Source organism: Hymenobacter terricola (genome assembly GCF_017921975.2).
Taxonomy (GTDB): Bacteria; Bacteroidota; Bacteroidia; order Cytophagales; family Hymenobacteraceae; genus Hymenobacter; species Hymenobacter terricola.
This window is the reverse complement of sequence record NZ_JAGEMO020000012.1, coordinates 1-17,007: the sequence shown is the minus strand read 5'-3', so window position 1 is coordinate 17,007 and position 17,007 is coordinate 1. Positions and strand designations below refer to the sequence as shown.

Here is a 17,007-nt window from a genome sequence, read left to right as displayed (position 1 = left end):
TTGGTGCGGGCGTTGGCCAGCGTGGCCTGCGCTAAAGCGGCCTCTTTGCTCTGGAGCGTGTACTGCGCTTCCTTCAGCGCGTAGGGGCTGGTAATGTCATTTTAACCAAATGGCGCAGTTTTTCGACGCCCATACGGGCCGTGTTCACGTCGGCCACCGCCGTTTGAATGCCCGCCTGGGCCGTGCGCACGGCTTCCTCATACTGCGGCGCGCTGATGTGGAACAGCGGCTGGCCCTTGCGCACGGCCGCGCCCTCGTCCACGTAAATAGCTTCCACAAAGCCGTCGACTTTGGGCCGGATTTCCACGTTTTGCTGCCCCTGGATGGTGGCCGGAAAATCATTATAGAGCACGGTGGTGCGGGGCGCCACTTTCACCACGGCATAGGGCAGAATTTTGGGCGGGCCGCCGTCTTTGCCGCCCGGGTCTTTGCCGTCGGCACCCTGCGCACCACCACCCTGGGCCCCGTCGGCACCGTCTTTTTTGCTGCCACAGGCTACGGAAAAGCACAGCAGTGGCAGCAGCACGGCCGCCCGGTTTCTGGCAAAGGCAATCGATAAGGTACTAAACGTCATAGCGAAGGAATATTCCGCTGCTAACGAAAAAGCTTAATCGTTGGCTGCGTTTGCCGTTTCATTCTAGCCCGGCGGCCGCATTCTGCCGCCGAACCGGGCAAAACCATCGGACGGTTTTGGCGGTAGTGCTTCAAGCCGCTCAGCGCTGCGCCATCCTACCTTTGCCCCATGCCCGACTACTTTGCCTTCTACGGCCTGCCCGAGTCTTTCCGCCCCGATGAGGCCGCCCTCAAGCGCCTTTACTACGCCAAAAGCCGCGAAACGCACCCCGATTTCCACGCCACCTCCTCGCCCGAAAACCAGGCCGAGATGCTGCAGCAAGCCACTTTGAATACCGACGCCTACCGCACCCTCTCCGACCCCGACCAGCGCATGGCCTACCTCCTGCGCCAGCACGGCCTGCTCGAAGAAGGCAAGCAGGAGCAGCTTCCGCCCGATTTCCTAATGGACATGATGGACCTCAACGAGCAGCTCGTGGACCTGCAAATGGAACCTGATGCCGAAGCGCAAGCCAAAGTAGCCGCCGAAGTGACCGCCCTGGCCGATACCTTAGATGCCGGCATTCAGCCCGTACTTGCTGGCTATGAGCAGCTCCCCGCCGACCATCGCCCGGCCGCGCTCCAGCAAATCCGCACCTACTACCTAAAAAAGCGGTATCTGTTGCGCATCCAGCAGCAAGTTGCTACCTTTGCGGCCCGCTCCTGATACCGGCAGAGCGGAATTGTTCTAACCAAGCTCATCCTGCCCGGATGGCGGAACCGGTAGACGCGTTGGTCTCAAACACCAATATCGCAAGATGTGCCGGTTCGACTCCGGCTCCGGGTACGACCCTTCACGACGTGAGGGGGTAGTTAAGCCCTCAAAAAGCCGTGAATCAAGCAATTGACACTGTTTTTTGAGGGCTTTTCTTTTGCCTTCGCGGCGCTGTTCCGGCGCTTAACGGCGTTGGTTCTGGCCCCGGTTCTGCCCCCAGACCTGTCCCCACCTGTCCCCCTCCCCTACTGGTATGAACATTTGCTTTGAGCGGCGTACGGAACGCCCAGACGCGGCCGGGCGCTGCGTTATTCGGTTGGTGGCGACGTTTGATAACCAGCGGCTGCGGTTTGCGACGGGAGAAAAGTGCGTGGCCAGCGAGTGGAACACCGATAAAGGGTGGTTTCGCAAGTCGTTTGCCGACATTGACAAGGCCACGGTGCGGCTGCGGGCGCTACGCACGAAAGTTGAGGATGCCTACAGTGATTTGCGCACGAGGTTGGCGGGGCCGGTGTCTGGCGCCGCGTTGCGGGCGGCGGTGGCAGACGTTGATGCGCCGGCCGCGGTGGCGCCCGGCTTGGTGGAACTGCTCGACGAGCACCGGGCGGTGCTGCTGGCGCGAGGGTTTCGGTACAACACCATCAAGGGCTACAAAACGACGCGCAACACGATAGCCAAGTGGGTGGAGACGTTGCCTGCGGGCATGACAGCGGCTGACTACGACTTGCCGGCCCACGATGCGCTACAGGCGTGGATGCGGGAAGAAATGGCCCACAGTCAGAATACCATTGCGGGGGTGGTGAAGCAATTGAAGCCGTTTTTGGCCTGGGCGCGGGATGAGCGGGCGCAGGTGCTGAAGGTAGACCCGGCCAAGCTGCATGTGGAATGGGAGGATGTGGAGAAGTGCTGGCTCTCGGCCGATGAGCTGGACAAGGTGGCGCGGGCGCTGCTGCCGAATAACCTGGCGCTGGTGCGGGACGCTTTCGTGTTTTGCTGCTACACGGGCCTGCGTTACTCGGACCTGCACGACCTGCACGCGGGCAACGTGTATGACTGGGATGGTGGCAAGGTGCTGCGGCTCACGCAAACGAAGGTTACCAAGGTGGTGAGCATCTACCTGACTGCGCCGGCGCTGGCTATTCTGGACAAGTACGACGGGACGCGGGCGCGGCTGCTGCCGGTGTTTGAAAATGCGGTGATGAATCGGTATTTGAAGCGCATTGCGCGGCTGGCGGGCGTGGACCGCATGGTGGAGGTGGTGGAGACGGTGGCCGGGCGGGTGCTGAAGCGGCCGGTGGTGAAGTGGGAGCTGGTGACGATGCACACGGCGCGACACACGTTTGCCACGCAGAGCTTGATGCGGGGGATGCCGGTGGAGGTGCTGCAGAAGGTGCTGGGGCATGCCAACATCAAAACCACGCTCATCTACGCGAAGATTGTGGAGGATTTTCAGCATCAGACGATGCGGCGGATTTGGGAGGGGGAGCCGGCGACGGCGACGGGGGCAGCTGTGGTATCAGCTGTGGGGCCGGTGTGCGTGGTGGAGGTGGCGTAGGGCGGTAATGTAATATGGAGCCAGCGGGCGATGGTTTGTCCGTCGGCCGCTGGCTTTTTTTATGACGGCAGCATGCCGGCAGCCATACTCCAGCCATACTTTAAGTACGGGCGAGGGTGCCGGCAGGTGCTCCATTTAGGGCGCGGGAAACTTCGGCCTCGGGGAGTCCGGTGAACTGGCAGAACTCGCCCACGCTGACGTAGGAGCCGGCAGGCTTGCCCAACTGAGTGCGGATGCGCTGGAGCAGGCGCTTGCCGGCGGTGTACTGGTTGCCGGTGAGCTGGGCCGCTTGCTTGGGGTAGATGCAGACCTGGGGCATGGTGGGGCTTTCTGGGTATAGTTGGCTAGGCGAATATACAACCGTTCAAACCGGGCCGTAGGTTCGGGTATGATTCGCAATCGCAGCATTTCGGTAATGACGTGGGCAAAGCTGGCGGGGGCGGTGGCGGCGGTGTGCGTCGGGGCGCGTTTAGGCGGGTTGCCGGCGGCTTCACTCACCGGGCGCGGTGCTGTTGCTGCTGAGGCTGCCCAAGTGGTGCGCGTCATCGACGGGGACACTTATGTCATGCTATCGGGGGCTACAACTTACCGGCTGCGGCTGCTGGGCGTGGATGCGCCAGAGCAGGGCCAGCCATTCGGGGCGCAGGCTACGGACTCGGTGGCGCGGTTGCTGGCTCCGGGGCGGGTGGTGCTGGTGGTACGGGCCGGGCGGGACCGGTACGGCCGGACGCTGGGCGCGGTGCGGCTGCCGATTGCTACTGGGGCCGCTGCCGGCCGCGCGGTGCCGCTGGATTCGCTGCTGGTGGTGCGCGGGTGGGCCTGGGCCTTCGACCCCAAGCGGACGGTGGCCGGGCGGGCGCAGCAGCAGCTGGCGGCGCAGCGGGCCGGGCGCGGGCTGTGGAAATGCGGCGTGAGCGAAGCGGTGACCCCGAAGCGGTGGCGGTCCTTCAATTCAGAAATCAAGCGGCGCTACCGGGTTGGCTGCACCTGGTAACAAAGCCGCGTAAGTGAAAGCAGCCGGGTTTTTATCTCACTTTTTATCCCCCCTTTTCTCATGGCCTCTCAAACTGGCATCCTGGGACTGCAAGGCACCGTGGGCGGCCTTGTATTCGCCAAAGACGGCTCGGTCCGTCAAAAACCCGCCTCCAATAAGGCTGCCTTCAACAGCAAGGCCAGCCTGGCCCGTACCCGCGAAAACGCGGCTGAATTCGGCCTCTCGGCCAAGTACAGCAAGCTGCTCCGTGACTCGCTGCGCGTGGCTATTGCCTCGGCCAGCGACAGCCGGGTTACCTCGCGCCTCACGCAGAAGATGCGCGAGATTGTGGGCCTCGATGATGCGAATGACCGCGGCCTGCGGGTGTTCGATTCGTCCAACTCGGCTCCGCTGCTCGGCTTCAACTTCAACGCTGGCGCGGGCATCGGGCAGACGATGTACTTCCCCTACTCGGTGACGGGCGCGGGCGCGGACGTGACGATGAGCATTCCGGCCCTGAACCCGGCCAGCGACATCGCCGCGCCGCAGGGCGCGACGCACTTCGAGGTGGTGTTCGCCGTGTCGGACCTGGACATGGAGATGCTGACCTACACTAACGCTACGGTGGCGGCTCCGCTGGGCATTTTGCCACTGAATGGTGCGCCGTTGGTGAACCAGGCGGTGGTAGCCAGCTTCCCGGCCGCGCCGGCCGATGCCAACCTGGTGGTGGGCGTGGTAGGCATCAACTTCTACCAGCAGATTAACGGCAAGTTCTACCCGCTGAACAACAACAGCACGAACCCGCTGGCCATCGAGTACGTGGCCTAAGCTGCGGGCGCTTCGGCAACCGAGCGGCCGGCCAGCGACGGCCGGCCGCTCTTTTTTTCACCTCTTTCATTCTCAAGTATCATGGCACTTACGGCCTATCAAACCCAATTCAAGCGGCGTATGAAACGCGCCATCCGACTCCGCGCCAAGGCCGACCAGAAGGCCCGGCGCTACGTCCAGCTGCTGGCCGATGCCATCGGGGCGGCCGAGGACGCGGCTACACAGATGAACGCGCTGAACCAACTCTATAACGTGGACGTGAGCACCTACACGCTGCTCACGCAGGCGCTGCACGCCAACAGCGGGCAGGAAGTGCTGGCCGACCATCTGGCGCAGAGCACGCCCGGCGAAGAGGCCGTGCTGTTCAACCAGGTGCCGGACGGCAACGGCGGGCAGGAGCTACCGGCGAACCCGCTGTTCGGGGAGGTTATGACCGGTACGCCGATTGTACCGCTGCCACTGGGCACGGTGCCAGTGGGCGATATCGCGGGCCTGCAGAAGGCGGACGAGGCGTAACCCCCGAAGCGTTCATGGGGCCATACTCAGGCTTAGTGGCCGGCTCCCTTTATTGGGGGCCGGCCTTTTTTTGTGAAATCTCAGGGCTGCCGGCCTGTTCCTGAATGACAGCAACCATAGCGTTTCGTAGCCCGAGGGTCATCACCTTGTTGAGCGCGCCGGGGCGGCCTGCGTACTGATTCAGCAAGGTTATCAATGTCTCGTGCGCAGCTCTGACCAACACTTCCTGGCTTACACCCTGATTCTGGTATTGCTGCGCCAGAGAAACCACAAAACGGGCATTATCGGCAAGCAACGGCTGTAGCGCCAGCGCCTCGACGCTCAGGCCTGCAGCACCAAGCCCGGACCACAGAGTAAGAAGCTTGGCGACCTGCTCAGTGCCAGCTTTCCTCTCCTTTGGAACTCCCGTATGGGGATTGACGGTCAACGTTAGTTTGCGCATGATGGCTCGAATATAGGGACAGCAGAAAACCCGGATGACTTTATTTCGGAAAGCGACAGGATTTGTCGGTGAGTTAGGACATCTTTGCGGCTGCGGGCCTCATCTACTACTGCCCGTCGAGCAAATATGTCAATAATCGGAATGTTAGGTCAGGCTTCATCCCTGAGCCGGACGCAACAGAAGCTAGCGCTTCTAAGCGGGGAGAACTTCAATGTATTTCGCATTCTGGGGCTGGAGAGCAGTGAAGTACGGATGCATTCTGCTTTCCTCGGCGAATTGCTGAACCCAGCTGGCAGCCACGGTTTAGGAGCTACTTTTCTAGGCCTGTTCTTGGAAACAATGAATCAAAAGCTCTCGCCTGAAACGGAGGGGTTTCCTAAATTCAACACGGCCGCCGCCCGCCTCACAGTGGAACACGATATTGGCCGGGTTGCTGCGGATTACCAGACAGGCGGCCGTATCGACATCTACCTTGAATCGGATGGGGAATATATTTTCATCGAAAACAAGATTTATGCTGGTGACCAGCAAAACCAACTGGGACGATACCAGGCGCATCGAAAAAGTGCCCGTCTGCTTTACCTGACACTGGATGGTAAGCCCGCTACTGAATGGAGCGCAGGCGAATTAACGACTGACCAGTATCAGGTATTTTCTTACAAAGAGGACATTACCAGCTGGCTGGAAAAATGCCGACAAGCAGCATCAGCTTACCCGCTCGTGCGGGAAACTATTGTGCAATACCAGCACCTAATCAATCACCTCACTGGCAACGCGCCAAACGACTTTATTAAGATGGAAATGCAACAGATTATACGGCAGAGTGAGGAGAATTTTGTGAGTGCCTACGCCCTGAAACAAGCCTTTGAAGAGAGCCAGGCAGCTTATGCTAATGAACTGGCCGAAAAATTCGGTGAGGCATGGCAACAGCGATTCAGCGAAAATTTATCACCCCTGCCGGAATACGCGATTTATTTCCGCCGCCTGAATAATAGCTACGGGTTCCGGGCAGAAAGGAACGGGGTTGAGGTATCAGCGAATGAAGAAGAAGCCCTGCGCCCGGTGGTAGCGCTCGTTCTGACTATTCCTAAATTTCGGCGCGACAACAACCTGTTAGGTACGAAGTGGATGGAACACCGCTATTTTGATAACCTGACCCCTGCCGAACTCTACCAAGCCGCAAACGATGAAACCGCCCGGCAACACCTGTTTGAAGATAGACTACGGGAGGCGGCTTTTTACGCTGACAAATTCAAAGAGATAACAGCGGTTTTAGTTCCGAATGAATAAAGCCGCGGACCGCAGTAAATCAGAATGAGGCTCGCGCACAAGCGTATAAATTAGTTGTAGCAGATATGAGGCTATTCGTCACTACATGACGGATAGCCTCATTTTTTATTTGTAGAGTCATAACTCAGGCGGCTTGTAGCTCTTCTTCACGATAGCAGTCCCAATAGCCGTTATCGAGGTAGTAGACGTTGACGCGCTGCACCAAGCCGGTGGCGGGGTGACGCTCCTTATGCTGGCCGCGCCAAGTGATGGCGGCCGGGGCACTGTGAGCAGGCTGTACACGGTGGCCGATGGCAAAGGCAAAAGTGGCCGTCGGGGCCGGCGGCGGTGCGGTGGCGGCCTCATATTCGGGCTCGGCGGTAGCTGTTGGGGTGGCGGCTATTGCGCAGGCCTGCTCGTGCCAGGCCAGCAGGTCGTGACAGACGGGGCATAGGTCAGCGTCGGTTTCGGCTTCGTAGTCGGGGCGCAGGTCGTCGGAATAGGAGTCGGTATCACCGTCTTGCTCGTGAGCTGGCACGGGGTCTAATGTCACGGTGCGGGTGGCGCTTTTAGATACTTTCATATGGATAGGCAATGCGGTAACAAGCGAAAAACACTGCTAATCTAGCTAGTGACCTTTGCGAACACAAACTTGTGCTTCCTATTGATTACATTTTTTATCAACTACAATACCACTATATTATCAAGATATTACACGGAAGGTAGAAAAGTTTTAAGGCTGAGCATCAGCACACAGTACCAATTTTATTAGCGGAAATATAAACTAATGAAATTAGTAGTCGTTTATTTGGGGGTTCCACTTATCGTTATCCCCTATGCACGACGTATTGCTCATTCCGGTGTTGGAAGCACCGATGGAAGCTTATTTGCCGGTGTTCAGCTGCCGGGTGCCGGCGGGGTTCCCCTCCCCTGCTACCGATGAGTTGGAAGGGCTGTTCGACCTGAACCGGCTGCTGTTCCGGCATCCGGACGCAACGTACCTGGTGCGGGTGTCGGGCGAGAGCATGAGCGGGGCGGAGATTCATGCCGGCGACCTGCTGGCGGTGGACAAGCACCTGGAAGCCGACCACGGGCATATTGTGGTGGCGGTGGTGGAAGGTGACTGCACGGTGAAACGATTGGAACGCCGGGGAGAATCGTGGTGGCTGGTGCCGGCGAATCCGGCGTTTCAGCCCTACCGGATTCGGACGGGGGAGGAACTGCACATCTGGGGCGTGGTAACGCATGTGGTGCATGAGCTGATACCGGGTAGACTAGCGGCCCTGCTGCACAGCCGCGACTAGGGATGTTCGGGCTGGTGGATTGCAACAACTTCTACGTGAGTTGTGAGCGGGTATTTCAGCCGCGGCTGGAAGGGCGGCCGGTGGTCATTTTGAGCAATAATGACGGCTGCATCATTTCGCGCTCGGCGGAGGCGAAGGCGCTGGGACTGAAAATGGGCGACCCCTATTTTCAGGTGAAAGAGCAGCTGCGGCGGGATTCGGTGCAGGTGTTCAGCTCGAACTACACGCTGTACGGGGATATGTCGCGGCGCGTGATGCACTACCTGGGGGCGTCGGTGCCGGGGGTGGAAATCTACTCGATTGACGAGGCCTTTTTGGATTTGAGTGGCCTGGAGCAGCATTTGACGCCCTATCTCGGCAACCTGACCGACCTGGCGCAGCGGCTGCGTGTGGGCGTGAAGGCGCGCACGGGCATTCCGGTGTGTGTGGGCGTGGCGCCGACCAAGACGCTGGCTAAGCTGGCGAACCGGCTGGCCAAGAAGGATGCCGGGCTGGGCGGGGTGCTGTACCTGGACTCGGGGGCGCGGCGGGCCTGGGCGCTGGGGCAGGTGCCGGTGGGTGACGTGTGGGGCGTGGGGCGGCAGTACGCGCAGAAGCTCACGGCGGCGGGCATCGACTCGGCGGCCGACCTGTCGCGGGTGGCGGAGGCCTGGGCCCGCAAGTTTCTGGGCGGCGTGGTGGGGGCGCGGCTGGTGCGGGAGCTGCAGGGCTACCCCTGCGCGGGGCTGGCCCCAAGCGAGGACGGGACGCTGCACCGGCAAAGCATCAGCTGCTCGCGCACGTTCGGGCGGCCGTTACGGGAACGGGCTTCGGTGCTGGGGGCGGTGTCGGCGTTCGTGGCGCGGGCGGCGGAGAAGCTGCGGCGGCAAGGGGACCTAGCCCATGTGCTGACGGTGTTCGTGAGCAAAAACCGGTTCGGGCCGGCGGCCGAGGCGGGCGGCGGGCATTCGCGCTCGGCGGTGCTGACGCTGCCGGTGCCCACCAGCGACACGCGGGAACTGACGGCGCGGGCCGCGCAGCTGCTGGCCCGGCTCTGGGAGCCGGGGGCGGTGTACGTGAAGGCGGGCGTGGTGATGGCGGGGCTGGAAGCGCCGGGTGGCCAGCAGCTGGGGCTATTCGGGGAGGCTGCGCCGCTGGCGGCGGGCGCGGCGGTGGAGGGCCGAAGCGCACAGATGATGGCGGCGCTGGATGGGCTCAATGCGCGGTTTGGGCGCGGGACGGTGCAGCTGGCGGCGGCGCTGGGGCCGAAGGGCGGCGGGCCGGTGCCCTGGCAGGGGCAAGCGGCGTGGCGTACGCCGGCCTACACTACCCGGCTGGAAGATTTGATGATAGTCAAGTAGCTTTTTTTCGGGCTGGCTGAGGGCTGGCCTTTTTCCTCACCTCTTTTCCCTTTGTCGTTATGTCCCTCTTTTTGCCGGATGCTGAATTGATTACGGAGTATTGCGGAGCCTACGAGGCGCGCGGATGCACATTTGAAGTAGTGCATTTACCGGAGTTGGGCGGGTACGGGCTGCAGCTGCGGTACGGGGTTAATAGTAACGTATTGCCAATATTTCCACTGCCGGCATCGGAGATGGAGAGCCCGGAGGCAGCGGCGCGGTGGATGGCGCATCTGCGCGACAATGAACTCCGCCAGTTTTCGTTTCTATTTTACAAGAACGACGAGCAGACTGCTGCCTGAAAGAAAGCCTTATGCTTCTTCCAGGCCCTTACTTAGCGCTCTAAGAAGGTTTACCAAACTCATCTCCTTCAAGCATTGCGTAAACGGTCGTAAATGATTTTGGCAAGCTAGCAAGACTAGTATGAGCTTTCTATCACTGATGCCTGCTTAGTGAAAAGTGTTCAGCGAAAAGAGGGGAACATACAACTGCTTACCTAATGCGCGGTATTTGGAGCAGGAGTTGACCGTATGACAGCGCCGGGATGAATCGTGAAGATTCAGTGCTAGCACTGATGTACAAACGTTAGAGCGTTGGTTTCTTGCAGTTCGTCAAATTTTCTCAACCAAATAGTTCCCATGAAAGCTCACACACTTTGCTTGACTACTTGTTTGGTATTTTGTATTTCATTCTGTGCATCTGCTCAGCTTAACAAAAGACAGACAGAAGCAACTGCTTATGGAATTAAATTTAAATCGTCTGACATAGATGGATTTAAAGGAGCAAAACTCGCTCCGGATGTGACATGCTTAAGTCCAACTCTTTCTTTGCCTATTACACGAACTAATCTGTATGCTCTTTTAGGAAGAATGTACCGAACCAGCAGTACTGCGCATCCGCAAGAATTATTTGATGTACAGAGTGATTATAACGTTTTTATGCCAATACTTGATAGCATTGACTACAAGTATTATGACGAAAAGTCTTTATTTGCTTTAAGAGAAGGGGAGCTTAAAAGCGATACCGCTTTCGCGGTCTTTGACTTGAGGTTTAAAGGAGCCAACAACAAACAGCGTCGTGAGCTATTGTATCACAGCAGGTTTAGGGCATTCCGGCCATACCTAGAGAAGTCCAGGTTTACTGAAATGAGCGGAACAGTTGTAGGAACTGCCAGCCGAGATTTGCAGCGTAGCTATACTATTTCAATCGCTGATAGTATTACAGCCGATGTTAAACAGCTTGCAACAATAAAGCACGGTTTGTCAGCCGCCATTAGGGATTCAATTCAAAGACACAGTTCCTCCAAATTTATTTATCATAAAGTTTACTATACGGATTCCTACCGCAAATTTGCTGGCGACATTCTGAAAAACGCATATGACAAAGGATTGGCCAACAAATACAATGACCAATTTTCGATGTACTTGCGAGACTACTTTAGGCTTAAAGATGTTGCTGTAATAACCGGAGTATCAGTTTTACAGGCTAGCTTCGAAACCGTTAATTATCAACAACTAGAAAAGTCAATTAAGGGTGCTATAGAAGCCAAATTAAAGAAGGGTGCTGTGCCAAATCTTGAGCAAGTACAAGCAAAAATTAGTAGCCGATACTTTCGTAAGCTCACAACAAATAACACGGTTACTGTTGCTGATAAATTCTACAATCTTAGAATGGGGTACAGCAAAGAATTGGAGGTGGGCAATGGCACTACTGGCGACCCCGATGCACTTTGCAGTAACTAAGAAGTGAGCATACTGGGCCTTAGTGTTTATGACCCTTGCTGCGATACAAACCCAAGCAGGCATAAGATTACGCATACAGCGACCCTTATCCATCCGTTCCTGTAATGCAACAAGTTTTAACCGCACGGCGGCGGCTAGTTCCTCCATTTGAGCCCACGGGATATTTTGGATTAGTAAACTAAGTCCGTCCAATTGATGAGCTGGCCCACGAAAGGCAGCCCGTGGTAGCCTGTCAGGAAGTGGAACAAATGGTCGACCGACTTGAATCCGTCGCGGCGGACAAACTCGGCTAGTTCGGGACTTGGGAGCTGGCGGCCATCTACCTCGACAAGGTAGGTGCCGTGAATCTCTGCGGCCCGACTGGTCTGGACGGTTTGCGCTACTCCATCGGGCTGGAATTTGGCTAGGTTGTCGGGGCCTCGGTTGGTGCAGAAGCTGATGGGTTGGCCGGCTACCCACCGGCGGCCGGCACGGATGGTATGCACTTTGGTACCGGAAGTAATCAGGGGTACGAAGTCGGGGGTAAATCCTAAAATCATGGGTTCAATATTACTCGCCGATGGCTGCCCCCGCCGCGCCTGCCGCTGGTGCAGCGGGGTTCGGGCGGGCGGGGGTGGCTCTAACTACGCTGCTCCAAAGTGCCGGGTGGGGTTGTTGAGAGGGAGCGTGGACCGGCCGAACTCCTGGACCAACGCGGTGGCCAGCTGACCGCCGGATTGGTAGCGCTGGTGCTGCTCGGCGGCGCACCGGAGCAGCTTGCCGTACTTTTTCCGGCCGCTGTCCATCTGCCCGGCGGTTAGCTCCACTACCCATACCTGCGGCTCCTGGCCTTTAAGCGGCTTCTTTTGCACGGCAATCAATACCACGCGCTGGGCCTGTAGTACGTCGGCGTAGAAAGCGCCCTGGCGGTCGTAGCCGTACTGCTCGACGGTGGTCAGGAATTGGGCAAGGTCGCGGCAGCTGGTGGTTTTGAAATCTACCACGGTGCGGCGCTGGCCCTTGGGGCTGTCGATGAGCAGGTCGGGGCGCACTTTGACGAGTAGGCCGGTGGGCTCGTGGGTGGCGGTGTAGGACTGTTCGGCCTGGCCGCGGCTGGTGTAGATGAGGTGGCGCGGGTAGCGTCGGCGGCGCACGGCGGTGGCCAGCTGCGCGGCGGCCTGGCGCTGGCGCTGGTCGGCCGGGTCGTGGGCGTTGGTGGGCTCAAATAAATGCGGTTCCAGGGTGGCGGTGTGGAAGTGGGAGCCGAAGGCGAAAGCGGCGGTGCAATCGCGGCGCGGGCGGCCCAATAGCTCATCGGCAAGGTTCGAGAGGTCGGTATTGCTGATGGCAGTTAGGGCGCGGTGCTCGGCCTGGGTGATGGCGGGGTGGTGCTGGAGGTTCTGGAACATGATTAGTTAAGAGTTAATAGTTGGGGGCTATTGGTTGGCGTCGAGGATGCAGGCCAGGCGGGCGGATTCGTCGGCACGGTGCAGCCAGATGTGAGAGCCACCGCAGCCGACCTAGTAAGCGGGTTCGGGAAAGAGCTGGCGCACGGCCGGGGCCAAATCGCGCAGGTCGGGTAGCGGGGCGGTGGTGGCCAGCAGCTGGGCCAACTCGGTGAGGCGGGTGGCTTCGGCCACGTCGGCGGCGGGCTGCTCCTGGCGGAGTTCGGGCGTTTCCATCAGCGTGAGGGGGTGAATTGCAGGGTTTGGTGGTTGCAGGGCTGCGGATAGTGGCAGGAGCCGGCAGGGCACTTGATGAGGCGGGCGCAATGCGGGGCGGCGGTGGCAACTGGGGCAACTTCGGCGGCGGGGGCCGTGCGCGGGGCCGTGCGGTTGGCGGGGCGTTTCCTGGGGCTGGTCATGGCGTTGGTTTTGGTGGTGGCAGCTGTGGCCCGCGCCGTGGGGGTGGCGCGGGCCGGCTTTCTTATTCGGCGGTAGTCGATTCGGGCAGCTGCTTGGGGGCGCGCTGCTCGGGCAGCTGGTAGCCTTCGGGGGTGCGGTAGCCGGCGGTGATGCGGCGGTCCTCGGTGCCAGTGAGGGTTTCCTCGCGGTAGAGGTCGTGGTCTTCGGCAAATTCCTGGCGGGCCTGCACCTCGGCGGGGTCGGCGGCGGTGTAGCTGAAATCGGCAATGAAGTAGGTGGCGGGCTTGCCGTCCTTCTCGGTTTGCTTCTTGATGGGCGTAACCGTCAGCACCACGTCGGTCAGTTTCAGGTCGTCGTAAAACAGGCTGGCGTTCAGCTTTTGCAGGTTCTCGACGCTGTAACCGTGGAACAGCACGGCGCAGACCGCGCCCGACTCATCCACGAAAAACAGCTCGGCCCACACCTTGCGGCCCATGTTCAGAATGTTGTCGCTGAAAATGCGCAGGGCTACGGGAATGAAGCTGATGGATTTGCCCAGCACCTTCTCGCCGTTCACGTTGAACACGCCCGCTTTCAGGTCGGCACGGATTTGGCGGGGGTGGCCGGGCAGGTATTTGAAGCGGCTGGCCTCGGTTACTTCGCCGGTTTCCTCGTCCACGCTCACGGTGAGGTAGGCGCGGGTGGCGGTGGGGGTTTCGGTTGCGGCGGGCGCGGCGGCGGCGGCGCTGGCGGCGGTTTTGGTGGTGGTTGCCATTGGGGCGGGGGTTGGGGTTGGAATGGTGGGGCCGCTTGGCGGCGCGGCCCCGTTGCCGTTGGGTTATTTGAATTGCTTGTCGTGGCAGAGGATGGCGCGGCCCACGATGGAATCCTGGCCCCGCGCTTCGGGCTGGTGGTGATACCAGAGGTAGGTGGCCAGCAGATTCAGGTAGGCCGGGTTGCGGAACTTGCCTTCGTCGTCGATTATCAGAATCAGCTCGGGCGTGAGGCGCACCACATCGACTAGGCGGCAATCGAGCATGGCGTATAGCTCGGCCAGCTTGAAGCTGCGGCCGTTGGCGGGGCTGACCGGCTGCGGCGTGGCGCTGTGCGGGTCGAGCAAATGGGGCTGGTAAGTAGTAGCGGTGCGGGGCATGATGCGAGGGAATGTGAGGCCGGTGCTGGTGGGCCGGCCCCGGTGGTTAGGCTGATTTGAGGCGGCTGGTGAGGTCGTGGAGCCGCTGCATGGTGTGGGCGGTGGTTTGCTCCGTGCGGATGGTCTGGGGCCACCTCAGCGCTTCATCGTCGTGGGGGAACTCCTGCGGCTGGGGCGGCGGGGAGTAGCTGCCGGCGGCGGCCAGCGGGGCGGCTCCGGGGTAGGCGTGGGCGCTGTCGTGGAACAGGCGCACGGCGGCGGCTAGGGCTTCGTAGCAGGTGGCACCGGTGCCGGTGTAGGCAGTGGGGCCGGCAAAGGGCTGGGGCGGGTATAGGGTAAGGCTGTAGCCCTGGCGGCTTGCGCTGCCCCGGACGCTACACCCGGCGACGGGGAAACAGGCGGCGGCAAGCTGGGGAAAGGTGATGGTGGCAATCATGGGAGCAGGTTGGTTGTGGCCCACGCTGCTGGTGAGCTGGCGCGGGCCGGGTGGCTACTGGACGGGGGCGGCGGTGATGATGAGGCGGCCGGCCTGCACCTCGATGGCGGCGACGGTGCCGGGCGGGAAGCCGGCGGCGGCCAGCCAATTGCCCTGAATGCGGAGTTGGGACGTGATGCGCTGCTGGGGGTGGAAGCTGCGGTAAAGGGGGGCGACTTTGAGGCGGCGGGCTTTCATGCGGCGGGGGCTAGTAGCGGGGCGGTGGCGGTGCGGTAGGTGACGAGGCCGGCGTGGGTAAGCTCGCCGAGTGCTTCGGCGGTTGCCTCGCGGGGGAGGCGGGCGGCGCTGGCAATGCGGCTAAGGCCGGCGGCGGTGCCGTGGAGCTGGCGGCAGGCGGCCAGCACCCGGCGGGCAGCTGCGCCCAAAGCCGGCGCGGTGGCGGTGGCGACCTGGCTATGCATGAGCGTGGGGGGCGAAACGTGCGCCCGCTGCCTTGAAAATATTGGCCAGTGTGGTGCGCGGAGCCGTGGGGCGGCAGTTGCGGTAGGCGGCGGCAATGCGGGCCTCCTCTACTGCCATAAAACCCATGATGCGGCGGCGCTGTGCCCGATTGTGGATGCGGCCATAGCGAAGGCTGCGGCGGTACATGATGGCAGCGCGGGCGATGGCGGCGGCGGTGCGGGGGCAAGTAGTGGTGAGCATGGGCCTGTATGTGCTAGGCATGGCTGCGCCGGGGGCCTCTCCCCCTTTGCTATAACCAAATATACGACAAAACAGGCAATATGTTACTATGAAACAGGAAACAGAGCAGAAAATAAGTGTAGTAAAATAGAAATGAAAGCGGTAACTTATGCTATGGAAAATATGCAAAATGAAGCTACTGCGGTAGCGGTGCCCTGTGGGCTGGTGGTGGCGGTGGTGGGAAGCCGGAGCGTGACGAGCTGCCCGGCCCTGCGCGAGCGGCTGTGTGAGCTACTGTATGCGGCTGGCGGGTTGCGCCGTGTGGTTACTGGTGCCGGCCTGGCGTGTGCCGATGGCTACCGGGGTACTGACACGCTGGCGGCTGAGTGGGCGTATGTGTATGGCGTGCCCGCTACGGTGCACCGGCCCGACTACCGCGCCCACGGAGCCGGCGCGCCGCTGGTGCGCAATGGGTTGGTGGTGGCCGATGCCGACCTGGTGCTGGTGGTGTGGGACGGGAAAAGCCGGGGCACCCTGGACGCGGCCCGCAAGGCGGCGCGGCTGGGCAAGCGCCTGGAGTGGCTGGCCGCGCCCGACCCTGGCGCGGCCCCAGTGGCCGGTGGCCTGGGCCTGTAGCACCTGGCGCGGCGGTGCTGGCCACGAGCTGCCCGCCGCGCCCACGCGAAAACAGGCCCACCACGCGACGCAAAGCCGCCGGCCCTGCAACGCCCTGCCCGAACGCCAAACGTGCGGCCTGCGCTATGCCAAACAGCAAGGCGCGGGCCTGCCGGCGCGGCCGACCTGCTGCCTTAATTGCTTTTTCTGTTTCGGGGCGGCGCGAAGCCCGCCAACTGGCCGCAGGCACCTTATGAGGCCCGGTTGCTTCGAGCCGCTGTGGCTGCTGTTGGCCGCTGTGGCCGCTTCGGGGGCGAGGAAGATGACCGGGCGCGAGCCTGGGCATGAAAGCCGCCGTGCTGCTGGTGAACAGAGCGACAAACTTTTGGCGGCGTGCTACTCCCTGAGCGTTGGCTGTGCGCCTTGCCTCCGGGTATCGGCAGCGGCTGAGGGGACGGCTGGGGCGGGCTTTTTCTGCCAGCAGCCAGCCGTCCCCCGATGAAACCGGAGCCCCGCGCCTGCCCTGGTAGCCGGGGCCTTTTTCTGGCTCCGGCGCTGGGCAAGTATCGGCGGCGGTGGGCCGACCGGCGGGAGGCTGGCCGCCGCTGCTGCTGGAATATCAGGGCGCGGTGCCTTTTCGGGCACGGCGGCCGGTAGCTGCTGCTGGGTGTCTGGTGCTGGTTCTGCTGGCGCGGGGCGGGTGGACAGCCTTTTTCTGGCTGCTAGCCCGCCCTGGTTCTGGGGTAGCTTCAGGTAATTGCGCAAGATACTGTAATGAAAAGCAAGGAATCGGGCAATTATTTTTACCTTTGGGCCTCTTAAAGGAGGGCCTTCGGGTTCATCCTGTGTAGCCTCGGCGCGTTTACGTTGCCGGGGCTACTTCTTTTTCGGCCATGTGGGCCGGATGGTAGTGTGGGTCATAGGGCCGGTCGTTCTTCCAGAGCGAGAAACAGAGCAGCAAGAG

The 17,007-nt window shown here is 60.8% G+C and carries 25 protein-coding genes and 1 tRNA gene; 12 read left to right on the top strand and 14 right to left on the bottom strand.

Going from position 1 to position 17,007, the window contains the following annotated elements; all coding sequences use genetic code 11:
• Positions 1-73: 73 nt before the first annotated feature.
• Entirely contained in the window at positions 74-574 is a 501-nt protein-coding gene (locus J4G38_RS10660) for an efflux RND transporter periplasmic adaptor subunit (protein ID WP_210520814.1), read from the bottom strand.
• 168 nt (positions 575-742) lie between these two features.
• On the opposite strand from J4G38_RS10660, the gene J4G38_RS10655 reads away from it, so the two are divergent.
• The 3 genes from J4G38_RS10655 (at position 743) to J4G38_RS10645 (ending at position 2,882) form a co-directional block, all read left to right on the top strand.
• On the top strand, positions 743-1,279 hold the full coding sequence (locus J4G38_RS10655) for an iron-sulfur cluster co-chaperone HscB C-terminal domain-containing protein (RefSeq protein ID WP_210520813.1): 537 nt from the start codon (positions 743-745) through the stop codon (positions 1,277-1,279).
• A gap of 38 nt (positions 1,280-1,317) precedes the next feature.
• A tRNA-Leu gene (locus tag J4G38_RS10650) sits at positions 1,318-1,399 on the top strand.
• 181 nt (positions 1,400-1,580) lie between these two features.
• Entirely contained in the window at positions 1,581-2,882 is a 1,302-nt protein-coding gene (locus J4G38_RS10645) for a site-specific integrase (RefSeq protein WP_226163348.1), read from the top strand.
• Positions 2,883-2,982: 100 nt separating this feature from the next.
• Here the strand turns inward: J4G38_RS10645 and J4G38_RS10640 are convergent, their stop codons facing one another.
• On the bottom strand, positions 2,983-3,201 hold the full coding sequence (locus tag J4G38_RS10640) for a hypothetical protein (RefSeq protein WP_210520811.1): 219 nt from the start codon (positions 3,199-3,201) through the stop codon (positions 2,983-2,985).
• 69 nt (positions 3,202-3,270) lie between these two features.
• On the opposite strand from J4G38_RS10640, the gene J4G38_RS10635 reads away from it, so the two are divergent.
• The 3 genes from J4G38_RS10635 (at position 3,271) to J4G38_RS10625 (ending at position 5,199) form a co-directional block, all read left to right on the top strand.
• Positions 3,271-3,876: a thermonuclease family protein gene (locus J4G38_RS10635; protein WP_226163347.1), complete on the top strand. Its 606-nt coding sequence runs from the start codon at positions 3,271-3,273 to the stop codon at positions 3,874-3,876.
• Between the two features lie 60 nt (positions 3,877-3,936).
• Complete coding sequence (locus J4G38_RS10630) at positions 3,937-4,683, top strand: hypothetical protein (RefSeq protein ID WP_210520809.1); 747 nt, start codon at positions 3,937-3,939, stop codon at positions 4,681-4,683.
• Between the two features lie 120 nt (positions 4,684-4,803).
• Positions 4,804-5,199: a hypothetical protein gene (locus tag J4G38_RS10625; RefSeq protein WP_210520807.1), complete on the top strand. Its 396-nt coding sequence runs from the start codon at positions 4,804-4,806 to the stop codon at positions 5,197-5,199.
• Positions 5,200-5,248: 49 nt separating this feature from the next.
• Here the strand turns inward: J4G38_RS10625 and J4G38_RS10620 are convergent, their stop codons facing one another.
• A complete protein-coding gene (locus J4G38_RS10620) occupies positions 5,249-5,641 on the bottom strand; it encodes a hypothetical protein (protein WP_210520805.1) in 393 nt (130 codons plus the stop codon).
• Positions 5,642-5,782: 141 nt separating this feature from the next.
• Between J4G38_RS10620 and J4G38_RS10615 the strand changes: the two genes are divergently transcribed.
• Complete coding sequence (locus J4G38_RS10615) at positions 5,783-6,931, top strand: PDDEXK-like family protein (RefSeq protein ID WP_210520803.1); 1,149 nt, start codon at positions 5,783-5,785, stop codon at positions 6,929-6,931.
• 124 nt (positions 6,932-7,055) lie between these two features.
• Here J4G38_RS10615 and J4G38_RS10610 read toward each other — a convergent pair whose 3' ends face one another.
• On the bottom strand, positions 7,056-7,493 hold the full coding sequence (locus J4G38_RS10610; RefSeq protein ID WP_210520801.1) for a hypothetical protein: 438 nt from the start codon (positions 7,491-7,493) through the stop codon (positions 7,056-7,058).
• A 253-nt stretch (positions 7,494-7,746) separates the two neighbouring features.
• Here J4G38_RS10610 and J4G38_RS10605 point away from each other — a divergent pair, with 253 nt between their 5' ends.
• The 4 genes from J4G38_RS10605 (at position 7,747) to J4G38_RS10590 (ending at position 11,335) form a co-directional block, all read left to right on the top strand.
• Positions 7,747-8,214, top strand: a complete 468-nt coding sequence (locus J4G38_RS10605) for a LexA family protein (protein ID WP_210520799.1) — start codon at positions 7,747-7,749, stop codon at positions 8,212-8,214.
• A gap of 2 nt (positions 8,215-8,216) precedes the next feature.
• Positions 8,217-9,554 carry a Y-family DNA polymerase gene (locus J4G38_RS10600; protein WP_210520797.1) on the top strand — a complete coding sequence of 446 codons (1,338 nt, stop codon included), beginning with the start codon at positions 8,217-8,219 and terminating at the stop codon, positions 9,552-9,554.
• A gap of 59 nt (positions 9,555-9,613) precedes the next feature.
• A complete protein-coding gene (locus tag J4G38_RS10595) occupies positions 9,614-9,895 on the top strand; it encodes a hypothetical protein (RefSeq protein WP_210520795.1) in 282 nt (93 codons plus the stop codon).
• A 336-nt stretch (positions 9,896-10,231) separates the two neighbouring features.
• Complete coding sequence (locus J4G38_RS10590; protein ID WP_210520793.1) at positions 10,232-11,335, top strand: hypothetical protein; 1,104 nt, start codon at positions 10,232-10,234, stop codon at positions 11,333-11,335.
• 170 nt (positions 11,336-11,505) lie between these two features.
• Here J4G38_RS10590 and J4G38_RS10585 read toward each other — a convergent pair whose 3' ends face one another.
• From J4G38_RS10585 to J4G38_RS10540, 10 genes are all read right to left on the bottom strand, one after another.
• A complete protein-coding gene (locus J4G38_RS10585; RefSeq protein WP_210520792.1) occupies positions 11,506-11,874 on the bottom strand; it encodes a hypothetical protein in 369 nt (122 codons plus the stop codon).
• Positions 11,875-11,958: 84 nt separating this feature from the next.
• Positions 11,959-12,723 (bottom strand): PD-(D/E)XK nuclease-like domain-containing protein, encoded by a 765-nt coding sequence (locus J4G38_RS10580; protein ID WP_210520790.1) that lies wholly within the window; start codon positions 12,721-12,723, stop codon positions 11,959-11,961.
• A 111-nt stretch (positions 12,724-12,834) separates the two neighbouring features.
• Positions 12,835-12,996, bottom strand: coding sequence for a hypothetical protein (locus J4G38_RS10575; protein WP_226163346.1), 162 nt, complete (start codon positions 12,994-12,996; stop codon positions 12,835-12,837).
• On the bottom strand, positions 12,996-13,178 hold the full coding sequence (locus J4G38_RS10570; protein ID WP_210520789.1) for a hypothetical protein: 183 nt from the start codon (positions 13,176-13,178) through the stop codon (positions 12,996-12,998). Before J4G38_RS10570 ends, J4G38_RS10575 begins: the two co-directional genes overlap by 1 nt.
• Before the next feature lie 62 nt (positions 13,179-13,240).
• Entirely contained in the window at positions 13,241-13,933 is a 693-nt protein-coding gene (locus tag J4G38_RS10565; RefSeq protein ID WP_210520787.1) for a hypothetical protein, read from the bottom strand.
• A gap of 63 nt (positions 13,934-13,996) precedes the next feature.
• A complete protein-coding gene (locus J4G38_RS10560; RefSeq protein ID WP_210520785.1) occupies positions 13,997-14,311 on the bottom strand; it encodes a DUF3846 domain-containing protein in 315 nt (104 codons plus the stop codon).
• 46 nt (positions 14,312-14,357) lie between these two features.
• Complete coding sequence (locus J4G38_RS10555; RefSeq protein WP_210520783.1) at positions 14,358-14,747, bottom strand: hypothetical protein; 390 nt, start codon at positions 14,745-14,747, stop codon at positions 14,358-14,360.
• A gap of 54 nt (positions 14,748-14,801) precedes the next feature.
• Positions 14,802-14,984, bottom strand: coding sequence for a SymE family type I addiction module toxin (locus J4G38_RS10550; protein ID WP_210520781.1), 183 nt, complete (start codon positions 14,982-14,984; stop codon positions 14,802-14,804).
• Positions 14,981-15,208: a hypothetical protein gene (locus tag J4G38_RS10545; RefSeq protein WP_210520779.1), complete on the bottom strand. Its 228-nt coding sequence runs from the start codon at positions 15,206-15,208 to the stop codon at positions 14,981-14,983. The genes J4G38_RS10550 and J4G38_RS10545 overlap by 4 nt, the downstream gene beginning before the upstream one ends.
• Positions 15,201-15,449, bottom strand: a complete 249-nt coding sequence (locus J4G38_RS10540; protein WP_210520778.1) for a hypothetical protein — start codon at positions 15,447-15,449, stop codon at positions 15,201-15,203. Before J4G38_RS10540 ends, J4G38_RS10545 begins: the two co-directional genes overlap by 8 nt.
• Before the next feature lie 162 nt (positions 15,450-15,611).
• On the opposite strand from J4G38_RS10540, the gene J4G38_RS10535 reads away from it, so the two are divergent.
• Positions 15,612-16,064: a GTP-binding protein gene (locus J4G38_RS10535; protein WP_226163344.1), complete on the top strand. Its 453-nt coding sequence runs from the start codon at positions 15,612-15,614 to the stop codon at positions 16,062-16,064.
• Positions 16,065-17,007: the final 943 nt, after the last annotated feature.

Bases quoted from the DNA above. Each gene is read 5' to 3' on its own strand.
- J4G38_RS10645 (WP_226163348.1), top strand. From the start codon at position 1,581: ATGAACATTTGCTTTGAGCGGCGTACGGAACGCCCAGACGCGGCCGGG.
- J4G38_RS10640 (WP_210520811.1), bottom strand. From the start codon at position 3,201: ATGCCCCAGGTCTGCATCTACCCCAAGCAAGCGGCCCAGCTCACCGGC.
- J4G38_RS10660 (WP_210520814.1), bottom strand. From the start codon at position 574: ATGACGTTTAGTACCTTATCGATTGCCTTTGCCAGAAACCGGGCGGCC.
- J4G38_RS10615 (WP_210520803.1), top strand. From the start codon at position 5,783: ATGTTAGGTCAGGCTTCATCCCTGAGCCGGACGCAACAGAAGCTAGCG.
- J4G38_RS10575 (WP_226163346.1), bottom strand. From the start codon at position 12,996: ATGGAAACGCCCGAACTCCGCCAGGAGCAGCCCGCCGCCGACGTGGCC.
- J4G38_RS10635 (WP_226163347.1), top strand. From the start codon at position 3,271: ATGATTCGCAATCGCAGCATTTCGGTAATGACGTGGGCAAAGCTGGCG.
- J4G38_RS10550 (WP_210520781.1), bottom strand. From the start codon at position 14,984: ATGAAAGCCCGCCGCCTCAAAGTCGCCCCCCTTTACCGCAGCTTCCAC.
- J4G38_RS10565 (WP_210520787.1), bottom strand. From the start codon at position 13,933: ATGGCAACCACCACCAAAACCGCCGCCAGCGCCGCCGCCGCCGCGCCC.
- J4G38_RS10595 (WP_210520795.1), top strand. From the start codon at position 9,614: ATGTCCCTCTTTTTGCCGGATGCTGAATTGATTACGGAGTATTGCGGA.
- J4G38_RS10585 (WP_210520792.1), bottom strand. From the start codon at position 11,874: ATGATTTTAGGATTTACCCCCGACTTCGTACCCCTGATTACTTCCGGT.
- J4G38_RS10620 (WP_210520805.1), bottom strand. From the start codon at position 5,641: ATGCGCAAACTAACGTTGACCGTCAATCCCCATACGGGAGTTCCAAAG.
- J4G38_RS10610 (WP_210520801.1), bottom strand. From the start codon at position 7,493: ATGAAAGTATCTAAAAGCGCCACCCGCACCGTGACATTAGACCCCGTG.
- J4G38_RS10535 (WP_226163344.1), top strand. From the start codon at position 15,612: ATGCAAAATGAAGCTACTGCGGTAGCGGTGCCCTGTGGGCTGGTGGTG.
- J4G38_RS10580 (WP_210520790.1), bottom strand. From the start codon at position 12,723: ATGTTCCAGAACCTCCAGCACCACCCCGCCATCACCCAGGCCGAGCAC.
- J4G38_RS10655 (WP_210520813.1), top strand. From the start codon at position 743: ATGCCCGACTACTTTGCCTTCTACGGCCTGCCCGAGTCTTTCCGCCCC.
- J4G38_RS10545 (WP_210520779.1), bottom strand. From the start codon at position 15,208: ATGCATAGCCAGGTCGCCACCGCCACCGCGCCGGCTTTGGGCGCAGCT.
- J4G38_RS10555 (WP_210520783.1), bottom strand. From the start codon at position 14,747: ATGATTGCCACCATCACCTTTCCCCAGCTTGCCGCCGCCTGTTTCCCC.
- J4G38_RS10630 (WP_210520809.1), top strand. From the start codon at position 3,937: ATGGCCTCTCAAACTGGCATCCTGGGACTGCAAGGCACCGTGGGCGGC.
- J4G38_RS10570 (WP_210520789.1), bottom strand. From the start codon at position 13,178: ATGACCAGCCCCAGGAAACGCCCCGCCAACCGCACGGCCCCGCGCACG.
- J4G38_RS10540 (WP_210520778.1), bottom strand. From the start codon at position 15,449: ATGCTCACCACTACTTGCCCCCGCACCGCCGCCGCCATCGCCCGCGCT.
- J4G38_RS10605 (WP_210520799.1), top strand. From the start codon at position 7,747: ATGCACGACGTATTGCTCATTCCGGTGTTGGAAGCACCGATGGAAGCT.
- J4G38_RS10560 (WP_210520785.1), bottom strand. From the start codon at position 14,311: ATGCCCCGCACCGCTACTACTTACCAGCCCCATTTGCTCGACCCGCAC.
- J4G38_RS10600 (WP_210520797.1), top strand. From the start codon at position 8,217: ATGTTCGGGCTGGTGGATTGCAACAACTTCTACGTGAGTTGTGAGCGG.
- J4G38_RS10625 (WP_210520807.1), top strand. From the start codon at position 4,804: ATGAAACGCGCCATCCGACTCCGCGCCAAGGCCGACCAGAAGGCCCGG.
- J4G38_RS10590 (WP_210520793.1), top strand. From the start codon at position 10,232: ATGAAAGCTCACACACTTTGCTTGACTACTTGTTTGGTATTTTGTATT.